At 74.9% G+C, this 21,322-nt stretch carries 18 protein-coding genes; 13 read left to right on the forward strand and 5 right to left on the reverse strand.

What is annotated here, in order from left to right:
• Window positions 1–166: 166 nt before the first annotated feature.
• From ACGFIG_RS03945 to ACGFIG_RS03955, 3 genes are all read right to left on the reverse strand, one after another.
• Window positions 167–979, reverse strand: coding sequence for an ABC transporter permease (locus ACGFIG_RS03945; RefSeq protein WP_392998875.1), 813 nt, complete (start codon window positions 977–979; stop codon window positions 167–169).
• Entirely contained in the window at window positions 976–1,911 is a 936-nt protein-coding gene (locus tag ACGFIG_RS03950; protein WP_392998877.1) for an ABC transporter ATP-binding protein, read from the reverse strand. The genes ACGFIG_RS03945 and ACGFIG_RS03950 overlap by 4 nt, the downstream gene beginning before the upstream one ends.
• A 131-nt stretch (window positions 1,912–2,042) precedes the next feature.
• Complete coding sequence (locus tag ACGFIG_RS03955) at window positions 2,043–2,705, reverse strand: hypothetical protein (protein ID WP_392998879.1); 663 nt, start codon at window positions 2,703–2,705, stop codon at window positions 2,043–2,045.
• Between the two features lie 336 nt (window positions 2,706–3,041).
• Between ACGFIG_RS03955 and ACGFIG_RS03960 the strand changes: the two genes are divergently transcribed.
• The 6 genes from ACGFIG_RS03960 (at window position 3,042) to ACGFIG_RS03985 (ending at window position 9,862) form a co-directional block, all read left to right on the forward strand.
• A complete protein-coding gene (locus ACGFIG_RS03960) occupies window positions 3,042–3,665 on the forward strand; it encodes a PadR family transcriptional regulator (RefSeq protein WP_392998881.1) in 624 nt (207 codons plus the stop codon).
• Between the two features lie 74 nt (window positions 3,666–3,739).
• Window positions 3,740–4,441: a response regulator transcription factor gene (locus tag ACGFIG_RS03965; protein ID WP_392998883.1), complete on the forward strand. Its 702-nt coding sequence runs from the start codon at window positions 3,740–3,742 to the stop codon at window positions 4,439–4,441.
• A complete protein-coding gene (locus tag ACGFIG_RS03970) occupies window positions 4,438–6,015 on the forward strand; it encodes a sensor histidine kinase (protein ID WP_392998885.1) in 1,578 nt (525 codons plus the stop codon). The genes ACGFIG_RS03965 and ACGFIG_RS03970 overlap by 4 nt, the downstream gene beginning before the upstream one ends.
• A 62-nt stretch (window positions 6,016–6,077) precedes the next feature.
• A complete protein-coding gene (locus ACGFIG_RS03975) occupies window positions 6,078–7,775 on the forward strand; it encodes a trypsin-like peptidase domain-containing protein (protein ID WP_392998887.1) in 1,698 nt (565 codons plus the stop codon).
• A 174-nt stretch (window positions 7,776–7,949) separates the two neighbouring features.
• Entirely contained in the window at window positions 7,950–8,621 is a 672-nt protein-coding gene (locus ACGFIG_RS03980) for a BON domain-containing protein (protein WP_392998889.1), read from the forward strand.
• A 182-nt stretch (window positions 8,622–8,803) separates the two neighbouring features.
• Window positions 8,804–9,862 carry a glycosyltransferase family 4 protein gene (locus tag ACGFIG_RS03985; RefSeq protein ID WP_392999428.1) on the forward strand — a complete coding sequence of 353 codons (1,059 nt, stop codon included), beginning with the start codon at window positions 8,804–8,806 and terminating at the stop codon, window positions 9,860–9,862.
• 7 nt (window positions 9,863–9,869) lie between these two features.
• On the opposite strand, the gene ACGFIG_RS03990 is transcribed toward ACGFIG_RS03985, so the two are convergent.
• Window positions 9,870–11,450 (reverse strand): protein kinase, encoded by a 1,581-nt coding sequence (locus tag ACGFIG_RS03990; protein ID WP_392998890.1) that lies wholly within the window; start codon window positions 11,448–11,450, stop codon window positions 9,870–9,872.
• A 250-nt stretch (window positions 11,451–11,700) separates the two neighbouring features.
• On the opposite strand from ACGFIG_RS03990, the gene ACGFIG_RS03995 reads away from it, so the two are divergent.
• The 5 genes from ACGFIG_RS03995 (at window position 11,701) to ACGFIG_RS04015 (ending at window position 18,918) form a co-directional block, all read left to right on the forward strand.
• The gene (locus ACGFIG_RS03995) at window positions 11,701–12,534 is read left to right on the forward strand and encodes a patatin-like phospholipase family protein (RefSeq protein WP_392998892.1); all 834 of its coding nucleotides are present in this window, start codon (window positions 11,701–11,703) and stop codon (window positions 12,532–12,534) included.
• A complete protein-coding gene (locus ACGFIG_RS04000; protein WP_392998894.1) occupies window positions 12,534–13,550 on the forward strand; it encodes a 1-acyl-sn-glycerol-3-phosphate acyltransferase in 1,017 nt (338 codons plus the stop codon). The genes ACGFIG_RS03995 and ACGFIG_RS04000 overlap by 1 nt, the downstream gene beginning before the upstream one ends.
• A 9-nt stretch (window positions 13,551–13,559) precedes the next feature.
• Complete coding sequence (gene cutA, locus ACGFIG_RS04005) at window positions 13,560–13,880, forward strand: divalent-cation tolerance protein CutA (RefSeq protein WP_392998896.1); 321 nt, start codon at window positions 13,560–13,562, stop codon at window positions 13,878–13,880.
• Window positions 13,881–13,927: 47 nt separating this feature from the next.
• On the forward strand, window positions 13,928–17,674 hold the full coding sequence (locus ACGFIG_RS04010) for an SCO7613 C-terminal domain-containing membrane protein (RefSeq protein WP_392998898.1): 3,747 nt from the start codon (window positions 13,928–13,930) through the stop codon (window positions 17,672–17,674).
• Between the two features lie 194 nt (window positions 17,675–17,868).
• On the forward strand, window positions 17,869–18,918 hold the full coding sequence (locus ACGFIG_RS04015; protein WP_392998900.1) for a fatty acid desaturase family protein: 1,050 nt from the start codon (window positions 17,869–17,871) through the stop codon (window positions 18,916–18,918).
• 74 nt (window positions 18,919–18,992) lie between these two features.
• Here the strand turns inward: ACGFIG_RS04015 and ACGFIG_RS04020 are convergent, their stop codons facing one another.
• A complete protein-coding gene (locus ACGFIG_RS04020; RefSeq protein ID WP_392998902.1) occupies window positions 18,993–19,769 on the reverse strand; it encodes a hypothetical protein in 777 nt (258 codons plus the stop codon).
• Between the two features lie 249 nt (window positions 19,770–20,018).
• Here ACGFIG_RS04020 and ACGFIG_RS04025 point away from each other — a divergent pair, with 249 nt between their 5' ends.
• Window positions 20,019–20,168, forward strand: a complete 150-nt coding sequence (locus ACGFIG_RS04025; RefSeq protein ID WP_392998904.1) for a hypothetical protein — start codon at window positions 20,019–20,021, stop codon at window positions 20,166–20,168.
• Window positions 20,165–21,316 (forward strand): FHA domain-containing protein, encoded by a 1,152-nt coding sequence (locus tag ACGFIG_RS04030; RefSeq protein ID WP_392998906.1) that lies wholly within the window; start codon window positions 20,165–20,167, stop codon window positions 21,314–21,316. Before ACGFIG_RS04025 ends, ACGFIG_RS04030 begins: the two co-directional genes overlap by 4 nt.
• Window positions 21,317–21,322: the final 6 nt, after the last annotated feature.

Genomic DNA, 21,322 nt, shown 5'->3' on the forward strand with positions numbered 1-21,322 from the left:
TTCCGCCTCCGACGCGTGGTCGGTTTCACAGAAGATGCCAGAAGTTCACCATACGCTGCGTGTTTGGTCGGCTGCTGGTATGGCCCCGCATGTGGGCGACGGCCGCCGCGACGGCAGCGGGGGTGGTGCGCCGCACCACCCCCGCCGTCGTCGTCGTCCGTACCCGTCAGGAGATGTCGCGCCGCCGGGTGATCAGGACACCGGCGACCCCGCTCACCACGGCGTAGCCGATCAGCACGAGTGCGCCGACCCACCACGCGGGGGTGAAGTCCGTCTCGCCCTCGCTGACCATCACCGTCGAGGCGACGGCCGGCCAGATCACCTGCCACTTGATGACGGCCTCGCTGTTGAGCAGGTTCGACAGCAGCACGAAGAGCAGCCCCACGACCTGCGTGCCGACCAGGTACAGCACCGCGGCGGTGATCACCGCGCCGAGCTGGTTGGTGATCAGCGTGCCGATGCCGATGCCGAGGACCGTCCAGATCGCGTACGCCAGCAGGTTGAGCAGCAGCGCGCGCTGCACGGCCCACTCGCCGAGCAGGGTGCCGTGGCCGTTGGCCGAGAGGAACAGTGCCCCGGCCACCAGGTCGATCAGCGTGGTCACCAGCCAGAAGGCGAAGCCGAGCAGGCTGGCCGCGACCAGCTTGCTGATGATCACCGACGTACGCCGTGGCGTGGCCAGGAACGTCGTGGTCGCCGTCTGGTGGAAGAACTCGTTGGTGACCATCAGGATGCCGATCAGCATCACGAACATCAGGCCCAGGTACTGCCCGGAGGTGTAGAGGTTCGCGGCCTGCGCCGCCGCGGAGGCCTGGTCGCCCGTGACGCCCAGTTCCTCGGCGTTGCCGCTCAACGTCTCGTTGGCGACCCAGGCGTTGAACGCGAAGGCCAGCGCGATCGACAGGAACGCGGCGATCGCCAGCCACCACCACGCGCTGGTGGTACGGATCTTGAGAAGCTCGGACCGGACGAGGTTCATCGGATGCCCGCCTTTCCGGCCGTCAGCTCCAGGAAGACCCGTTCGAGGTCGGGTCGTTCCGTGGTCAGTTCGTGCAGTTCGACGCCCGCCGTCAGGGCGGCCCGCCCCACGGTCGGGGCGTCCACCCCGCCCACCAGCAGGACGCCGTGCTCGTCGACGTCGACGGTGGCCGGTCCGTCCTTGAGGGCGGCGGTCAGCGCGTCGGCCTGCGGGGTGCGTACCCGCACCCGGACGCCCTGCGCCATCGAGCCGATCACCTGCTCGACCGTGCCCTGCCGGACCAGCTGCCCCGCCGCGATGATCACCACGTCGTCGGCGAGCAGCTGCATCTCCGACAGCAGGTGGCTGGAGACCAGCACGGTGCGGCCCTCGTGCGCGAGGCTCTTGAGGAACCCGCGCATCCACCGGATGCCCTCCGGGTCGAGCCCGTTGGCGGGCTCGTCGAGGACCAGCACGCGCGGGTCGCCCAGCATGGCGGCGGCGATGCCGAGCCGCTGCTTCATGCCGAGCGAGTAGCCCTTGAACTTGCGCTTCGCCGCCGGGGTGAGCCCGACCTGCGCCAGCACCTCGTCGGCCCGGCTCTTCGGCAGCCCGGCCGCCGCCGCGATCACCCGCAGGTGGTTGATGCCGGTACGACCCTTGTGCGCGCTGGACGCCTCCAGCACGGCACCGACGTGCCGCAGCGGGTCGGTCAGGTCGGCGTACCGCCGCCCGCCGATGAACGCCTCGCCGCTGGTCGGGGTGACCAGGTTCAGCAGCATCCGCAGCGTGGTGGTCTTGCCGGCACCGTTGGGGCCGAGGAAGCCGGTCACCCGCCCCGGTTCGACGGTGAACGACAGGTTGTTGACGGCCCGGACGTTCTTGTACTGCTTCGTCAGGCCGGACACCACGATCTGACCGTCAACGGTGGGGCTTCTCTGCCCGTCAGTCATTGCTCTCCTTCGTGCGGTGGCGTCGGGGTACGCCGTGACACAGCGTGGCGGGCGGGCGCAAGCAGGTCAATCAGGCGCGCTTCTTTGATCCACCTCCGCCTCAGGCGGGAGGCGCTCATCCCCAGGGAGGATTATCCGATCTCTTCGGCCACCGAGATCCAGGTCGCCCGGGCCCAGGCCAGGAGGGTGCCGTCGGGGGCGTACAGGCTGGTGTGCACGAGCGCCTTGCGGCCCTCGCCGCCGACCATGACGCCGGTCACCACGCACTCGTCGCCGGGTTCGGGCAGCGCCGCGACCACCGCCGCGATCCGGCCGAGGACGTACGGCCGGCCGGGAGCGATCACCGCCCAGCCCCCGGGGCAGTCCAGCGCCGCCCAGACGGTGGGCGTCGTGACGGAAGCCGGCACCCGGAACGGCGCGGCGGTACGACCGTCCGGCAGCCGCCCCGGAAAGATCCGCAGCCCGTCGACCCGGTCCGGGCCGCAGACGTAGCAGCCGGGGAAGGGGTGGTCGACCAGTCCGGCGTACGCCGCCGAGGCGGCTCGCGCGGCCGGCAGTTGCACCGGCGGCACCACCGCCCGGGGGTCCTCCGTGGGGCGGACCTGGGCGACCACGACGCCCTGCCGGTCGCGGACCTCCCCGTCGACGAGAGTGAGCGGGGTCTCCAGCGGAGGCGGGCGACGCAGCGTGACCTCGACCGGCCCCGGAGCGCCGGACCCGGCGGCGAAGACACCGGCGCTCCAGCCGCCGTTGCCCGAACCGGGCGGCCCGTTGAAACGCGACTCGATGATCATCAAACACCTCCGGCGACGACGTCCGGCCCCGTCGCCGGCACGCCCCCGGCAGCCTCGCACAAGCTCGGTGAGTCGCCGCAGCCGTGAGCGCCTTCGCTGCGGAGGCGCGAACATCCGTGACGATCAGGACGTCATGGACCTCACGGGGCAGTTTTGAGGTCCATGGCGTCCTGATCGCGAGTGGGCGGGTGTCGCGTTGGGTGCGGTGGCCCGTGACGGTGGTTGTCCGCTTGTTCCGTCGCGATGTATCGCGTTAGTGTCCTGCCCATCCGGCGCTGTCAGCGGCGTCGCGTCGTACAGGGGAGGCCCCGTGGGCCACGGCGAGGGCGGGCTGCCGTGACCGCCGTGTTCAGTCACGGGCGGCTCCGGCTCTACCTGCTCAAGCTCCTCGACGACGGCCCGAAGCACGGCTACGAGCTGATCCGGCTGCTGGAGGCACGCTTCCAGGGCCTCTACGCGCCCAGCGCCGGCACGATCTATCCCCGGTTGCGGCGGTTGGAGACCGAGGGGCTCGTCACCCACACCGCCGTCGGAGGCCGCAAGGTCTACGAGATCACCGAGGCGGGCCGGGCCGAGCTGCGGCAGCGATCCGGCGAGCTCACCGCCCTGGAGTCGGACATCGTCGCCTCGGTGCGGGAGTTGTCCGACCGGCTCGGAGAGATCCACCACGAGGTCTGCGGCACCGTCCGCGACCTGGAGCGGGAGCTGCGCGAGGCGGTCCCGCGGACCCGCCGTACCCGCTGGTCGCCCCCCAACCCCACCCCCGCGCCCCCCGCCGGCCCGGCGTCGGCGCCCGGCCCCGCGCCGACGCCGCTCGACGAGTTCGACCAGCGGCTGGCCGCCTTCGCCGGGGAGGCGGGAGCGCTGGTACGGGCCCGGCGACCGACCGACTCGCAGCTGCGCACCGCCGTACGACTGCTCGACGGCGCGCTGGACGGGCTGCGCCGGCTGCTGCGCTGAGCGGTCGTCGTCTCACAGGTTATTTCCAGCGAGTGCCCAGCGCGGACGCAGCGAGAACACGGATGATGGCGGGCATGGCCACTACCCAGACCGAGGCGCGACTGCTCGTCGTCGAGGACGATCCCAACATCCTCGAACTGCTCTCCGCGAGCCTACGCTTCGCGGGCTTCGACGTGGCCACAGCGACGAGCGGCAGTTCCGCCCTCAACGCCGCCAAGGACCACCGGCCCGACCTGGTGGTGCTCGACGTGATGCTGCCGGACCTGGACGGCTTCGAGGTCATCCGGATGCTGCGCGAGGGCGGCACCCGTACGCCGGTGGTCTTCCTCACCGCCCGCGACGCCACCGACGACAAGATCCGCGGGCTGACCCTGGGCGGCGACGACTACGTCACCAAGCCGTTCAGCCTGGAGGAGTTGACCGCCCGCATCCGGGCGGTGCTGCGGCGGACCAGCAGCGGCGAGCAGGCGCCCTCCCGGCTCACCTTCGCCGACCTGGAGCTGGACGAGGAGACCCACGAGGTGCACCGCGCCGGCCAGCGGGTGCAGCTCTCGCCGACCGAGTTCAAGCTGCTGCGCTATCTGATGCTGAACGCCAACCGGGTGCTGTCGAAGGCGCAGATCCTCGACCACGTGTGGAACTACGACTTCCGGGGCGACGACAACATCGTCGAGTCCTACATCTCCTATCTGCGCCGCAAGGTGGACAACACCCAGCCCCGACTGATCCACACGCTGCGAGGCGTCGGCTACGTCCTCCGCAAGCCGGCGGCGTGAACGCGCTCCACCAGGGAAAGACGTGGCTGCGCGGCGTACCGCTGCGGGTGAAGTTGGTCGCCGCGGTGCTCGCCCTGGTCGCCGCCGCGCTCCTGGTGATCAGCTCGTTGACCACCGTCTTCCTGCGGGGCTACCTCATCGAGCAGGTGGACGGGGAACTGCGCGGCACCACGCGCTCCGTCGACGCGGCGCTGAATCTCTACAAGGAGGGCGGCCGGGGCGGCACCGTGCTGCCCAGCGACTTCGTCGTGGCCCTGGCCCAGCCGGGTGAGGTGATGTCGCCCGTCTACGACTACCGCAACTTCCGGTCCGAGCAGCTGCCCCGGCTCCCGGACACCGTCGAGGGCTTCGCGGAACAGACCGGCAAGCCGCGTACGGTCACCTCCGAGGACCACAGGTCCCGCTGGCGGATGCTCTACACGCAGTTGCCGGACGGCGAGATCCTCATTGTCGGGCAGCACCTGAGCGACGTCGACCGGGCCGTCAAGCGGCTGGTCTGGATAGACCTGCTGGTCGGTGGCGCGGTGCTGATCCTGCTCGCCTCCATCGGGGCGGCGATCGTCCGTACCAGCCTGAAGCCGCTGGTGGAGATCGAGCGTACGGCTGCCGCCATCGCCGGGGGTGATCTCACCCGGCGGGTGCCCGACCCGGAGCAGGGGCAACCCGTGCCGACCTCGGAGCTGGGTCGGCTCTCCCGGGCGTTGAACGCCATGCTGAACCAGATCGAGGTCGCCTTCACGGCGCGGGCGGCCTCCGAGCTGGCCGCCCGGTCCGCCGAGGCCAGCGCCCGGGACGCGGCCGGCGCGGCGTTGGCCTCGGAGGCGCGGGCCCGGCGCTCCGAGGAGCGGATGCGGCAGTTCGTGGCGGACGCCTCGCACGAGCTGCGGACCCCGCTGACCACCATCCGGGGCTTCGCCGAGCTCTACCGGCAGGGCGCGGCCCGCGCGCCGGAGCAGACCGCCGACCTGCTGCGCCGCATCGAGCAGGAGGCGGCCCGGATGGGGCTGCTGGTGGAGGACCTGCTGCTGCTGGCCCGACTGGATCGGGAACGACCGCTCACCCTCGCCCCGGTGGAGCTGCCCGTGCTGGCCAGCGAGGCGGTCGAGGCCGCCCGGGTGGTGGCACCGGAGCGCCGGATCGAGCTGGACGTCAGGCCCGGCTCCGGCCCGCTGGTGGTCTACGGCGACGACGCCCGGCTGCGCCAGGTCATCGGCAACCTGATGACCAACGCCCTCACGCACACCCCGCCGGACGCCTCGGTGACCCTGCGGCTGCGTTCCGAGCCGGGGAACCTGGCCGTGGTGGAGGTGGCGGACACCGGCCCCGGACTCACCCCTGAACAGGCGGAACGCGTCTTCGAGCGCTTCTACCGGGTGGACGCGGCGCGTACCCGGCGGGCCGGGGGCAACACCGGCACCGGGCTGGGCCTGGCCATCGTCGCGGCGCTGGTGCGCGCCCAGCACGGCACGGTCGAGGTCGCCGAGACCCCCGGTGGGGGAGCGACCTTCCGGGTCCGGCTCCCGCTCGTGCCGGAGGGTGACGCCGAGGACGATGGCGACGCCGAGGGCGAGTGACTTTCAGCCAACATTCAGGTGGGTTCCAGGCGGATCGCAGTGGTGCGCGGCAAGGTGGAGACATGACCGAGCACGAGTCCGACCCGCAGCGCCGGCCGGCCCACCCCGACGCCGAGCCGTCGCACCCCACCGCCGAGCTGCCGCGCGCCGAGCGCGCGCAGTCCGACTCCGCCCCCACCGTCGGCTTCACCACGCCGCCCGCCGGCGAGCCGACCCCCGTCTCCGGCGGCCACCCCGCGACCCCCGTCTCCGGCGGCCACCCCGCAGCCCCCGTCGTCGGCGGACACTCCTCGGCCCCCGTCTCCGGCGGCCACCCCTCGGCCGGTGGCGAGGCGTCGCGTACCGCCGAGGTGGGCCCGGCCGCCGACGGCCCGCGCGCCGGCGAGCCGGCCCGCGCCCCCGAGGCCGCGCCACCCACCCCGCCCGGTCCCTTCGCGCCGGCCCCGGCCGGCGCGCAGTATCCGGCCCCCGGCCAGCCCCAGCAGGGGCATCCGCAGGCACCCGGGCAGCCCGGCCACCCGCACGCCGTGGGCCAGCCGGGCTATCCGCAGCCCGGCTACGCGCAGGCCGCCGGCCAGCCCGGCGCGCCCTGGTACGGCCAGCAGTCCGGCTGGGGTGGCGGGGGACAGCCGGGCCAGCCGTACGGCCACCAGCCGCACCACCCCGGCCAGCCGCTGCCGCCGTGGGCGCCCCCGCAGGCGGGCCCTCGCCCCGGCCGGATCGCCAAGTTCGCCGGCGCGGGCGTCGCGGTGTTCGCGCTGATGCTCGGCTCGGGCGTCGCCGGCGGGGCGCTCGCGCTCGCCGTCGACGGCGACTCCGGCATCACGCGCAACTACTCGGCCGCGCCCATCATCAACAGCGCCGACCTGCCCCGGATCGCCGCCGCCGTGCAGCCCAGCGTCGTCTCGATCGCGACGGACAACGGCGAGGGCTCCGGCGTGATCCTCACCGCCGACGGCTTCGTGCTCACCAACAACCACGTCGTCTCCTCCGGCAGCGGGGACCGGGTCGTGGTGACCTTCGCCGACGGCAAGACGGCCCAGGCCCGGATCGTCGGCACCGACCCGAAGACCGACCTGGCGGTGGTGAAGGCCAGCGGCGTCAGCGGCTTGAAGGCCGCCACCTTCGGCGACAGCGACGCGATGCAGGTCGGCGACCAGGTGCTCGCCCTCGGCAGCCCGCTGGGCCTCCAGGGCTCCGTCACCGCCGGCATCCTCAGCGCCCGGGACCGCACCATCCAGGCGGGCAGCGGCGAGCAGCGGCAGGAGTCCAACCAGGGAGCCTCCTCGATCGCCGGGCTGCTCCAGACCGACGCGCCGATCAACCCCGGCAACTCCGGCGGCGCCCTGGTCAACACCCGGGGCGAGGTGATCGGCATCAACACCGCGATCGCCACCGCCGGGCAGGGCAGCACCGGCAACATCGGCCTCGGCTTCGCGATCCCCAGCAACAAGGCCAAGGACGTGGCCGGCAAGCTCCAGCGGGGCGAGAAGGTCAGCCACCCGTCGCTGGGGGTCAGCGTGACCACCGCCGAGGGCGGGGGCGCCCTGGTCGCGGCGGTCACCCCGGGCAGCGCCGCCGAGAAGGCCGGACTGCAGCGCGGCGACGTGGTGACCCGGTTCGGCGACAAGCCGGTCAACGACTCGGACGACCTGGTCGGCGCCGTGCAGGCCGGCAAGGTCGGCGACCGGGTCCAGGTGACCTACAAGCGCAACGGCAGCGAATCCACCGCGACCGTGACGCTCGCCGAGGCGTCGTAACCGGTAACCACGACATTCCTCCTCCCTCCGGCGGCGGGTGGCGGGGCCAAGGGGGTTGGCTCCGTCACCCGCCGCTCCCTCCCCAGACGGCGGTTCACCCGGTGCGGGTGAACCGCCGTCACCCTTCGCGCCGGCATCGTCGGCGAGGACCGGTGAGGCGTACGGGGGGGTGCGATGACCACGGCAGCGGCCGTCCGGACGGACGAGCGGATCCAGCGGGACGTGCTCGACGAACTGGCCTGGGACGCCCAGGTGCAGCCGAACGAGATCGGGGTGAGCGTCCACGACGGCGTGGTGACCCTGACCGGTCAGGTCGACGCGTACGCGCTCACCTGGGCGGCGCGACGCTGCGCGCAGCGCGTACGGGGGGTGCGGGCGGTCGCCGACGAGATCGAGGTGCGGCTGCCCGGCGAGCCGGGGCGTACGGACGCCGAGATCGCGATCGCGGCGAGCCGGGCACTGGAGTGGGACAGCTTCGTGCCCGCCGAGCGACTCGACGTCACCGTGTCCGACGGCTGGGTGCTGCTCCGGGGCGAGGTGGAGTTCGGCTGGCAACGGCGTACCGCCGAGTGGGAGCTGCGCCGGCTGCGGGGCGTACGCGGGGTGACCAACCTGGTCGACGTGCGGCCCGTCATCCAGCCGGACGCCGAGCGCCGACGGCGCGACCTCCAGCGGGCGCTCGGGCGCGGCCTCGGCACCGAGCGGGTGACCGTCGAGCTGGACGGGGACACGGTCGTGCTCGCCGGGGTCGTCCGATCGTGGTGGGAACGGGACGAGGCGGAGCGGACGGCGTGGTCCGGCGAGGGGGTACGGGCGGTGCGGAACCGGCTCCTCGTCGGCGGGTGACCGCCCGGATCATCCCGTTTAGTGGTGCCGCCGCCGGGAAACCGGCGGGGATCCCGCCCCTCAGGCGGGGCCCGGTCGGGGCGAGGCGGCCGGTGCTGCACAGCAGTGACCGAGGGGGAGGTTCCGTGGCCGTCGAGCATCCGTCGCCCGAGCGATCGGCACAGGGACCGTTGCGGATCGCGATGGTGGTGCCGCCCTGGCTGTCGGTGCCGCCACCCGGCTACGGCGGGCTGGAGCAGGTGGTGACCGGCCTGGTGGAGACGCTGATCGAGCGAGGTCACCAGGTCACCGTCTTCGGGGCCGGCCGCGAGCACGGCACACCGGCCGAGTTCGTCTCCACGGTGCCCGACCTGCAGTTCGAGCGGCTCGGCGAGGCGCTGCCCGAGCTGGCCCACCTGGCCCGGGTCAACCACCGGGTCCACGCGGGCGACTTCGACGTCGTCCACGACCACACCACCATCGGCCCGCTGATCGCCGGCCACCGGGTCGTGCCCACCGTGGCCACCGTGCACGGCAACCCCGTGGGCGAGTACGGCGACGTGCTCAGCGAGGCCGACACGGGCGTCGGGCTGGTGGCCATCTCGCACGCCCAACGCCGGCTGAATCCGGCGCTGCCCTGGGTCGGCACGGTGCACAACGCGATGGACCTCCGGGGCGTCCCGCACAAGACCGCGCCCTCGCAGGGGCCGGTGCTCTGGCTGGCCCGGTTCAGCCCCGACAAGGGCCCGGACGCCGCGATCCGGGCGTGCCGCGCGGCCGGTCTGCCGCTGGTGCTGGCCGGCAAGTGCAACGAGCCGGCCGAGCACCGCTACTACGACCAGGCGGTCCGGCCCCTGCTCGGCGAGGACGTCCGGGTGGTGTTCGACGCGGGCCGGGCCGAGGCGCTGCGGCTGCTGGTCGAGGCCCGGTGCCTGATCATGCCGATCCAGTGGGAGGAACCGTTCGGCATGGTGATGGTGGAGGCGATGGCGACCGGCACGCCCGTGGTGGCGCTGGACCGGGGCGCCGTACCGGAACTCGTCCGGCCCGGGACGACCGGCCTGATCTGCGAGCACGTGGACGAGCTGCCCGCCGCGTTGCGGGCGGCGACGGACCTCGACCCGGCGGCCTGCGTCGCGCACGTGGCGGAGAGCTTCTCCACCGAGAAGATGGCCGTCGGCTACGAGGACGTGTACCGGCGCTTCATCGCCGAGGTGGCGGCCGTGGAGGCGCGCAGGCCGGTCCGGGCCAGGGCCCGCTGACCGCCGGTCAGACCTGCGCGGCGGCGAGCGCGGTGATCGCGCTGTCCAGCCGGCGGGCGTACGCGTCGGTGACGGCGCCCTCACCGCGTCGCACCGCGACCTTCTCGCGGAGCCGGGCGATCCGCTCGCCCAGGTCGCCGGAGCGGGCGCGGGCCGCGTCGGTCAGGTTGCGCAGCTCGTTGCGGAAGTCGAGGCCCACGTCGGGGCGGATCCCCCCGTCGTCGAGGCCCGCGCCGATCAACCCGTCGACCCGGTTGGCCGCCTCGATGAGGTCGCCGGGTTCCGGCGGTGTCCGGGCCGGCCCGGGCGCGACCGGTGCGGCGGACGTCGGCGCCGAGGTCGCCGGGGGCGGTACGACGTCGGCCGTCGGCGTGGCGGAGGCCGCCGGCTCGGACGGACCCGTGGTGGGCAGCGCCCGGGGCGGGCTCGCCTCCTCCTGACGGATCGCGGGCACGGCCAGCGCCACCCCCACGAGCAGTACGACCGGCACGACCAGCACCGGCCGTGGCAGGCGACGTCGACGCCGCTGGCGGGCGAGGCGGGCGCTGCGCGTCTCCGCCCCGCTGCCCGGCCCTGCCGCCTCGTCCGGTCCCGCCTTCCCGCCCGGCCCTCCTGCTGCCCCGCCCGGTCCTGCTGCCAGCGGCAGGGTGGCGGGGGTGGCAGCTGCCTGGGGGACGGTGGCCGCCGGTGCCGGGGCCGGCAGCGTCGGGAGGGTGACCGTCGGCGCGAGCATGGTGGCGGCCTGCGGGTCGGCGGGGAGCAGTTGGTCCCGCAGGAGCGTGGCGACCTGGCGCGCGGTGGGCCGGTCCAGCGGGTCTCGCGCCAGGCAGCGCAGGCACGTGCGGGCCACCTCCGGCGGCAGGCCCGGCAGGTCCGCCAGCGAGGGTGGCCCCGCCCCGGCGAGCGCCTCGCTGAGCTGCTCCCAGGTGTCCGCCGGGTACGGCACCCGACCGGTCAGCGCCTCGTAGAGCAGCACGCCGAGGGAGTACACGTCGGTCGCCGGCTGGGCGGGCGCCCCGTCGAGCCGCTCCGGGGCCACGTACGCGGGCGTGCCGAAGGTGCCCCCGTCCTCGTCGTCGTCCGGCGCGCCGATCCGGGTGGCGATGCCGAAGTCGAGCACCTTGGCCCCCGCCCGGGTCATCATGACGTTGGCCGGGGTGATGTCCCGGTGCACGATGCCGAGCCGGTGGGCGGCGGCGAGCGCGTCCGCCACCTGGGCCCCGACCTCGGCCGCCTCGGTCCACGGCATCGGCCCCTCGGTGAGCCGGACCTCCAACTCCTCGCCGGTCAGCAGCTCCATCACCACGAACGACGTGATCGAACCGTCGGGCGCGACCGTCTCGCCGTAGTCGTGCACCGAGGTGACGTGGGGGTGGACGAGCTGGGCGGCGGCGCGCGCCTCCTCGCGCACCATGTCGCGGAAGCGGGCGTCGGCCGCGAGCGACGGGGCGAGCACCTTCAGCGCCACGGTCCGGTCGAGGACCTCGTCCCGCGCCCGCCAGATCACCGACATGCCACCGGCGCCGATCTGGTCGACGAGCCGGTACCGGCGGGCCAGCAACCGGCCGGGGTGCAGTGCTGGCTTCACGGATCGCACCTGCCTCGCTGTGGGAGCGCTATCAGGTTGCGTGAATGTGTCGGGCCTGTCAACGGTCGGCTACCTTCCGGAGCCGGGCCCGGTCCTGGCGGCCCCGGCAGCCGCCGACCCTGGAACGCCGAGCGCACCTTCGACGTGGGCGACCCCGACGAGCTGCTGGCCTGCGCCGGAGAGCGTCGTCGCCGCCACCTCGCCGGGCGGCCCCGGGCGGCCCCTTTCGCGCCCGTGCCAGGATGAGGCCATGTCGCGGGGACCGGTGGCGTTCGTACTGGGGGGCGGGGGAGTCCTCGGCGCTGTCGAGGTGGGCATGCTGCGGGCACTGTTCCGGGCCGGCATCACGCCCGACCTGGTGCTGGGGACCTCGATCGGGGCGGTCAACGGCGCGCTGGTCGCCGCCGAACCGTCTGAGGCGGTCACCGACCGGCTGGTCCGGCTCTGGGCCTCCCCCGAGGCGAGCGAGGTGTACGGCGACTCGGTGGCCCGCCAACTGCGCCGGTTCGCCGCCCGTACCCACCTGCACTCGCCGCGCCCGCTGCGCAAGCTGCTGGAGGCGGAGCTGGGCGCGGAGACCACCTTCGCCGACCTCCAGGTGCCCTTCCGCTGCTGCGCGGCCAACATCGAGCGGGCCGCGGAGCACTGGTTCGACCGCGGGCCGCTGGTGCCGGCCGTACTCGCCTCCGCCTCGGTGCCGGGGCTGCTGCCGCCGGCCCGGATCGACGACCAGCACTACGTCGACGGCGGGATCGTCAACTCCATCCCCATCGGGGAGGCCGTCGCCGTGGGCGCGAAGCGCATCTTCGTACTCCAGGTGGGCCGGATCGAGCGGGAACTGACGCCGCCCCGGCGGCCCTGGGAGATCGCCCAGGTCGCGTTCGAGATCGCCCGGCGGCACCGGTTCGCCCGGGAGATGGCGGCCCTGCCCGACGGGGTGGAGGTGCACGTGCTGCCCACGGGAGGGTTGGAGCCGCGCGACGACACGCCGTGGGCGTACCGCGACATGGCGGCGGTGGGGCGGCGGATCAGCCGCGCCTACACGGCCTCCCGGCGCTACCTGGCCACGCAGCTGGAGCACTGATGCCGCTGCCGCCGAGGTGGGCCCGCCGGTTGTTCCTGGCCCCCGGCGTGGTGCTGCTCGCCTTCCTGGTGGTGACGACCCTGCCGGTCTGGGCGCTGCTCGCGGCGGCCGTCTCGCCGCTCGTTCCGGGCCGGCTGCGGCCGTTGCGCCTGCTCTGGCTCGGCTGCGTCTACCTGGTCTGGGACGCCTCGGCGCTGCTCGCGCTCTTCCTGCTCTGGGTCGCCTCCGGCTTCGGCTGGCGGGTCCGCTCGCCGGGCTTCCAGCGGGCCCACTACGTGCTCGCCGGCTGGTTCCTGCGGATCCTCTTCTGGCAGGCCCGCTGGGCGCTGCACCTGAGCATCGACGTGGTGGGCACCGACCCCGACACGGCCCTGCCCGGCCGGCCCGAGCTGGTGCTCTGCCGGCACGCCGGCCCCGGCGACTCGTTCATCCTCATCCACGCCCTGGTCAACTGGTTCAACCGGGAGCCGCGGATCGTGCTGAAGGACAGCCTCCAGTGGGACCCGGCGGTCGACGTGCTGCTCAACCGGCTGCCGAACCGCTTCCTCGCGCCGGGCCCGGACGGTCGGGGATCGGTGACCGAGCAGATCGGGCACCTGGCGCAGGGCCTGGACGACGACGACGCCTTCGTGATCTTTCCGGAGGGCGGCAACTTCACCCCCGGTCGCCGGCTGCGGGCCATCGACCGGCTGCGCGCGCTCGGCCTCGAACTCATGGCGCGGCGCGCGGAACGGATGCGGCACGTGCTCGCCCCGCAGCCGGGCGGGCTGCTCGCGGCTCTGGACGCGGCGCCCGACGCCGGGGTGATCTTCGTGGCACACACCGGCCTGGACCGGATGCTCACCGTCGGTGACGTGTGGCGGGAACTGCCGATGGACAAGCGGATCGTCATGCGTTTCTGGTCGGTGCCGCCGGAGGAGGTGCCGGCCGGTCGGCAGGAGCGGATCGACTGGCTTTTCGACTGGTGGGCGCGGATAGACGAGTGGATCGCGGCCAATCGGGACGGTGCCGCGTAGGGTGCGCTCGTGGACCAGATCTGCGTGGTGACGACTGTGGTGGACGCCCGCTCGGTCGCTGACGTGATGGCGGCGGCGGCCGTCGCGGGACGGCTCGCGGCCTGCGCGCAGGTGGGCGGCCAGGTGGACAGCACCTACTGGTGGCGTTCCGGGGTGGAGACCAGCACCGAGTGGTCGGTGCAGTTCAAGACCGCACCGGACCGGGCCGCCGCGCTGGTGGAGCAGATCCGGGCCAGCCACCCGTACGAGGTGCCGGAGATCCTGGTGAGCCGGGTGGACAGCGGCGATCCCGGCTACGCCACCTGGGTGTACGAGCACACCCGGCCCTGAGTACGAGCACTCTGGTCAGGTGATCTCCCGGCCTTCATGATGGCCGGGTGCAGAACACCGGCTATCCCTGTCCCGCCTGCGGCGCGCCGGCCGACCTCGGTTCCGGCTGCTCCGGCTGCGGCCGGCCGCCGCACCCGGCCGCGGCCGAGGTGGTCCGGCTCGACCGGGAGATCGTCGCGCTCGGCGGCGAGGTCGAGCGGGCCCGCGCGACGTACCAGGGGCTCGTCGACCGGCTGGGCGCGGTCCGGCAGCGGCGGGCGGCGCTGGCCGCGGCGGTCCGGGCGGAGTTCCCCGTGCCGCGCCCGGCGGCTCCCGCGACTGCGACGCCGATGCGCCCCGCCGCCCCGAACCCGATGCCGGCCCACGCGATGCCGGCCCACCCGGTGCCGGCCCACGCTGCGCCGGGCGTGGTGCCGCCGCAGGCCGCGCCTCCGCCGCCCGGGTGGCCGGGCCACGCGCCGGTCGTCCCGGCGCCGGCCGGCGTCGGCGGGGCGGAGACCTCCACCCGTACGGTGCAGGGTCTGCTCTTCGTCCTCGGCGGGCTGCTGCTGGGCACCGCCGCGGTGGTCTTCACGGCGGTCGCCTGGGCGGCGGTGGGGGTCGCCGGTCGGGCCCTGATCCTGTTCGCGTTCACGGCGCTCGCCCTGGCCGTGCCGCTGGTGGCGGTGCGGCGCGGGCTGCGCGGCACGGCGGAGACCTTCGCCGCCGTCGGGCTGCTGCTGGTGCTCCTGGACGGCTACGCCGCCTGGTCGGTCGACCTGGTCGGCGTCGCGGACTGGCCCGCCACCCGGTACGCCGCGCTGGTCGGGGGGGCCAGCGCGGCGGTCGCCGCCGGGTACGCCCGGCTCAGCGGGCTGACGGTGCCGTGGTTCGCGGCCCTGGTGACCGCGCAACCGGTGCTGCCGCTGCTCGCCGCCGACGCGCGACCGGACGCCGCCGGCTGGGCGCTGGTCTTCCTGGGGGTGGCGCTGCTCGACCTGGCGGTGCTGGTCGCGTTGCGCCGTCGCAGCGGCCCGTCGACGGGTGCCGCGACCGTGGGCGCCCCGCTGGCGGACGCCGCGACCGTGGGCGCCCCGCTGGCGGACGCCGCGACGGTGGGCGGCCCGTCGGCGGAGGCCGGTCCGGTGGGCGGCGTCCCGGCCGTCGCCGGGGCGGTGCGGCCGGGCGCCGCGTCGCCCGCGCCGACCGGGGAGCGGCCGGCGGTCGTCGCCGGGCGTGTCCTCGCCTGGGTGGGGCACGCGGGCGCGCTGCTCGTGGCCGCGTGCTGCGCGGTGGTGCCGTTGGCCGTCGGCCGGGCCGCCGGCATCCCGCTGCTGGCCGGGGTGCCGCTGCTGCTCGTGGCGCTGACGCTGCTGGGCACCGCGCTGCTCACCGGCGGGGCCGTGTTCCGCGCCGTGGCCGCCGCGCTGCTGGTGCCGGTGCTGGCCGGCGCGCTGGTCCGCCCGATGGCGGAACTGGGCCTGTCGCCGGTGCTCTCCGCGCTGGTCGTGGTGGCCCTGGCCGGCGCGGTTCTGCTGCTGCCCGCCGGGTGGCGGACCGGTCCCCGCGCGGGCGCGCTGCTGGTGGCCGGCGGGACGGCCCAGTTCGTCGTGCTGCTGGCCGTCGCGCTCGCCGGCGCCACCGCCGGCCGCTCGCTGCCGCCGTGGCGGGGGGCCGCTCCCGGACCCGAACTGGACCAGGGCTGGCAGCTCCCGGTGGTGATCGCGCTGACCGTGGCCGCCCTGGGGCTGCTGCTGCCGAGGGCCGCCCGGCCGGCGCTGGCCGCGATCGGGGTGGCGGCCGTCGCGCTGGCGGTGCCCGCCGGCTGGCCGTCGCCCTGGCCCGCGGTCGTGGCCCTGGACCTGGTGGCGGCGGTCGGCCTGCTGGCCCTCGCCGTGGCGCGTCCGGGCGTCCGGTCCTGGACGTCCCTGGCGGCGGGGGTCGCCGGAGCCGTCCTGCTCGGGCACGGCCTGGTGGTCGGGCTCGCCGCGCCCGCCGGGGCGGGGGCGGCGCTCGGGGTGCTGCTGGTCGTCGGGACCGCTGTGGCGGCGGCCGGCCGGCGCGGCACGCCCGTGCAGCGCGGGGTGGCGGGGGCGGCGTTGTCCGTCGTACCGCTCGCCGTCCCGGCCGTCGCGGTCGTCGCCCTCCTCGCCGCCGCCGCGCCGGCCTGGTGGCAGGCGCGGGCGGCGCTCGCCGCCGTCGCGCTGCTGCCCGTCGGACTGCTCGCGGTCCGCCGGCACTGGCCCGACCTGCGGGCGTACGCCTCTGTCGGCGTCGCCGTGGCGGTCACGGCGGTCGGGTTGGCGCCGGTGGCCGTACCGGCCGACGAACCGGTGGCGCTCTACGCCGCCGTAGCGGTGCTGCTGGCGGCGCTGGGCGGCGCGGGGCGCTCCGACGTCGTACTGCGGGTGGCCGGCGTCGGGCTGCTCGTGGTCTCGGTCGCCACCGCGGTGCCGGTGGTGCTGAAGGCGCTCTTCGCCCCGTACGGCGCGGTGGCGCCCTGGTCCGGGGTGCCCACCGTACGGGCCGATGCGGGGGCGTTCCCGGTGGGCCTGGCGCTGGTCGCGCTCCTGGTGGCCGGGATGGTGGCCGGCCGGCGGGACCGGGGCGTCGGCCGGCCCGACCCCACCGCCGTCCCGACCAGGGGTGGCGGCTGGTGGCGGGCCGCGCTGGTCGCGGTGCCGTTCGCCGCCGCCGCGCTGCCCGTACTGCTGATGGCCGCCGGCGTGCCGTGGCCGGTGCTGCCGGTCGTCACGCTGCTCGTCGGGGTGGCCCTGGTGCTGTGCGCCGCGCTGGCCGCGTCGCGCCCCCTGCTCGCCCCGGTCGGGCTGCCGGTGGGGCTGGTGCTGGTGCTGTCCGGGCTGCTCGGGCTGCTGGCCACCCGGGCGGGCACGATCGTCGGCCTCGGCGTGCTCGTGGTCGCGGCGACGGTGGTCGGCGTCGCCGCCCGCCGGGACGACGCCCGGCTGGGCGGCGCCCTGGCCGCGGTGGCCGCCGCGACCGGCCTCGCGGTCGTCGCGCCGCTGGCCGGTGGGCTGCCGGTACGGGCGGCGGCGTTCAGCGTGCTCGCCGTCGCGACGCTCACCCTGGCCGCCGCAGCGGTGCTCAACCGCCCCGGCGGGGTGGTGGCGACTCCGGGTCGGCGAGGGCGGGACGCGGCGGTGGCGCTGGACGCGGTGGCCCAGGCGGTGGCGCTGGTCGCGCTGCTGCTCGCGGTGGGCTCGCTCCGGCACGCGGCGGCGGTCTGTGTGCTGTGGGGCGCCGCCGTCGCGTTGCGCGTACTGCGCCGGGGCGAGTCGTCGGGCCGGCGGTGGGTCTTCGCGGGCATCGCCGGCGGCAGCGAACTGCTCGGCGGCTGGCTGCTGCTGGCCGCCGGGAGCGTGGCGGTGCTGGAGGCGTACACGGTGCCGGCGGCCGCGCTGGCTCTCGTGGCGGGCCTGGTGGCGCTGCGTACCCGGCCCGGGCTGAACAGTTGGCTGGCGCTGGGCCCGGGGCTCGCCGCCGCGCTGCTGCCGAGCCTGGTGTCGGTGCTGGTGGCCCCGGACGCGCAGCCGTGGCGGCGGCTGCTGCTGGGTGTCGCCGCGCTCGGCGTGGTGCTCGCCGGGGCGACCCGCCGGTGGCAGGCGCCGGTGCTGCTGGGCGGGGTGACCCTGGCGCTGCTCGCGCTGCACGAACTGGTCCGGGGCTGGGACCTGCTGCCCCGGTGGGTCTTCCTGGCGGTCGGCGGGTTCGCGCTGATCGGGCTCGCCACCACCTACGAGCGGCGCCGCCGCGACCTGGCCCGCCTCCGGGCCGCCGTCGGCCGGATGGGCTGACGGGCCGGTCGGGCTGACGGGCCGGTCGGGGCCGGACCCGCTGACGGGGCCGCTCACGGGCCCGCGAGGTAGGGCTCGCCCTACCTCGCACTCGGGGGTGTGCAGGGTTACTCAGCGCAACCGTTTCACCGGAGACTCGAAGGGGACGCGCCGGCCGGCGCGAACCGTGATCGACGAACGGGAACGGGGGCGTGATGGTGCTGGAAGCGGTGGCGGATCCGCCGGTACGACGGGGGAGTGACTACGCGCAGTTGTCCCGGCGGATCAGCGGGGCGGGCCTGCTGGAGCGACGTCCGGGACGGTACGTCACCCGGATCGTGCTCACGCTGGGTGTCTTCGCGGCCGGCTGGGTCGCGGTCGGCCTGCTCGGTGACTCGTGGGCGCAGTTGCTGGTGGCCGTCTTCCTGGCCGTCGCCACCACCCAGGTCGCGTTCCTCGGTCACGACGCGGGCCACCGGCAGATGTTCCGGCGGCGTGGACCGAGCGAGGCCATCGGCCTGCTCACCGGCAACCTGGCCGTCGGGCTGAGCTACGGCTGGTGGGTCGACAAGCACAACCGCCACCACGCCAACCCCAACCACACCGACGAGGACCCGGACGTCGGGGCCGGCGCGCTGGTCTGGACGTACGAGCAGGCCGCCGCGACGCGCGGACTCGGCCGCCGGCTGGCCCGTCGGCAGGCGTGGCTGTTCTTCCCGATGCTGCTGCTGGAGGGGCTCGCCCTGCACGTGGCGAGCGTACGGGCGATCGTGGGGCGGGACGCCGACGGCGCCTTCCGTACCCCCATGCGACGTCGAGGCGTCGAGGCGCTGCTGCTGGCCCTGCACGCGGTGGCCTACGTCGGCGCGCTGCTGCTGGTGATGTCGCCGCTGAAGGCGCTGCTCTTCGTCGCCGTACACCAGGGACTGTGGGGCCTCTACATGGGCTGCTCGTTCGCCCCGAACCACAAGGGCATGCCGATGCCCACCGCCGACGACAACCTGGACTTCCTGCGCAAGCAGGTGCTCACGTCGCGCAACGTGCGGGGCGGGCGGGTCGTCGACGTCGCCCTGGGCGGGCTCAACTACCAGATCGAGCACCATTTGTTCCCGAACATGCCCCGGGCCAACCTGCGCCGGGCCCGGCCGATCGTGCGCGCCTACTGCGCCGAGCGGGGCATCCCGTACGCCGAGACGGGGCTGGTCGAGTCGTACCGTCAGGCGCTCGCGCACCTGCACGAGGTGGGCCGGCCGCTGCGCGGCTGAGTACGCGCGACGGGGGCGGCGCGGTCGGCGCCGCCCCCGTCCGTGCGTGCGGTCGGGCTGAAGAGGAACCCGGCTCAGGAGCCGAGGGACTCGATCAGCTCCTGCGGGGCCTCCTGCGTGTCGCCGGCAGCGGGCTTCTTCACGGTGACCGGGGTGCCGAAGTCCGAGTACGTGGTGATCATGGTGCCCAGCGACTCGTGCAGCACCTGGGTGTCGACGGCGAACTCGACGAGCCGGCCCTGGTCGTCGACCCGGGCGGTGAACGGTACGGCCTTGGCCTTGTCGCCGAGGGCTTGGATGGCCTTGTCGTCGGGCTTGGTGCGGGTGTAGTCGAGGACGCCGGAGTAGGTGCCCGGCCCGGTCTTCTCGACGTCGACGACGCTCTCGACCATCTGCTGCGCGCCGCCCGGGTCACCGTCGGGCATCATGTTGAGCTGGGCGCTCTTGCCGAGCTTGGTGACGTCCATGTGCATCCACTTCTTCGGCATCCCCTCCATGCCGGTGACCTTCAGGTAGACGTCGTCGCCGAGCATCAGGATCCGGAAGGTGCCCTCCGCGCCCATCTTCAGCGTCATGTCGCCGCTCTTGGCGGCCGGGTCCATCATGCCGTCGCCGTTGATGACCGGCGACGTCAGCTTCACCTTGACGCTCTGCTGGTTCAGCTTCTTCGCCGCGGCGCCCAACTCCGCGCGGGCGTCGGCCGGGGCGCTGCTGGCCGCCGCCGCGCCGGTGGTGGCGCCCCCGTCGCCGGCCGGAGCCTCCGCGTCCGTCCCCCCGCCGCACCCGGTGAGCCCGAGAGCGAGCGCGGCGACGAGTGCGACCCCCGTGGTCGCCAACCGTCGAGTGTTCATCGTGGAATCTCCTCACGCAGGGTTGGCCGGGGATGACGGCTGGTCACGGCCCCGGCCGGGCCGCCGGTCAGCCTAACCCGCCGCTGCACAGCCGCCCATCTATGTCGTGGCGTCCTCCGGGCCACGGTGCCGCCGGTGGCCGGCCCACGACCCCGGCCCCGGCCCCGGCTCGCGCCTACCTGCCGCCCGGGTCGGTGACGGCCTCCGCCGCTGGTCGGCGTCGTCGCGCGGTCCCGGTAGGGTCTCCCCATGGCAGACCTGCTCACCGCCGAGGCGGTGCGAGACGAGTTGGGCGAGCTGGCGGGCTGGTGCCGCCGCACGCCCCCGCTGAGCGGCTTCACCGGGCGTGACCTGGGACCGACCCGGCGGATCGGCGACATCGTGGGGAGCGTCGGATGAGATTCGAGATCAGTAAGGTGCTGGACGCCATCGAGGGCCGGGTCAGCACCGATCCGTCGCTGGCCCGGGCCGTCGTCGACCTGGCCGAGGTGATCCGCTACCAGGATCTCGACGGCGGCCGACCGGCGAGCCTGCTCCGCCTCGGCATGGTGATCGACGCCCTCGCCCGGGAGATGGAGGAGGACAGCGTCCCCGTCTACGCGGTGGTCCACCGGGCCCTGCTCTCCGACGCCGACCTCACCTCCAACGAGCGCATGGTGGTCCGCCGGTGGGCCGACGACGGGCTGGTCGAGGTGCTCGACAACCCGGGCGACCGGATGCTGGAGGTGGCAGACCTGCTCGGGTTGCCGGTGCTGACCCGGGTGCGGGCCGACGGCCTGCGCGGGCGCTACCCGTGGCTGGTCGAGCAGGCCGGTCGGGTGCTCGCCCCGGTCCCCGGCGCCGGGGGACCGGCCTTCGTCGCCCACGTCGGCGGCGGGCACACGCCGGTCGCCGGTGACCGTTCGCCGGCCGGCGCGAAGCTGCTCGCCCGGAAGTGGCGGTGCCCCGAGCCCGGCTGTGCGCTCTTCGGTGGTGGCGGGGGCGGTGGGGCCTTCGCCGACCTGGCCGGGGTGGTGGAGCGCAGCCCCGCCGGCCAGTCACCGCCCACCCTGCGCGGCGGCGCGCCGACCTGCCCCCGGCACGGCGCCCGGCTGGGCGACGCCGGTCCGCGACCGCGCAGCGCCGTCCTCGCCGTCCGGGTGGGTGGGCTGATCCGGCGCCGCTTCGTGCTCACCGAGGAGCAGCCGGTGGTGGTGGGCCGGGCACCCGACCAGTCCGGGGGGATCGTCCTCGGGCAGTGGCTCAACGACGAGGCGCGCCGCTGGATCAGCCGCAGCCACGTCCGCTTCGAGCTGCGGGTCGGCGAGGTGATCGTGACCGACGTGAGCACCAACGGCTCGGGCATCCGCCCGAACGGCTCGATGGTGGAGGCCGAGCGCGTCCCGCTGGCGCCCCAGCAGTCCCGCGTGCTGGCCGAGGGCGACATGGTGGAGCTCTATCCCGGGGTGCAGATCGGCCGGCCCGGCGAGCTTCCCACCGGCGCCTCCTACACGCCGACCTCGGTCATGGCCGAGGCCCCCACGATGGCGATGCGCCTGCCCCGCTGATCCGCC

This window comes from Micromonospora sp. NPDC049048, assembly GCF_043197615.1.
Lineage (GTDB): Bacteria > Actinomycetota > Actinomycetes > Mycobacteriales > Micromonosporaceae > Micromonospora.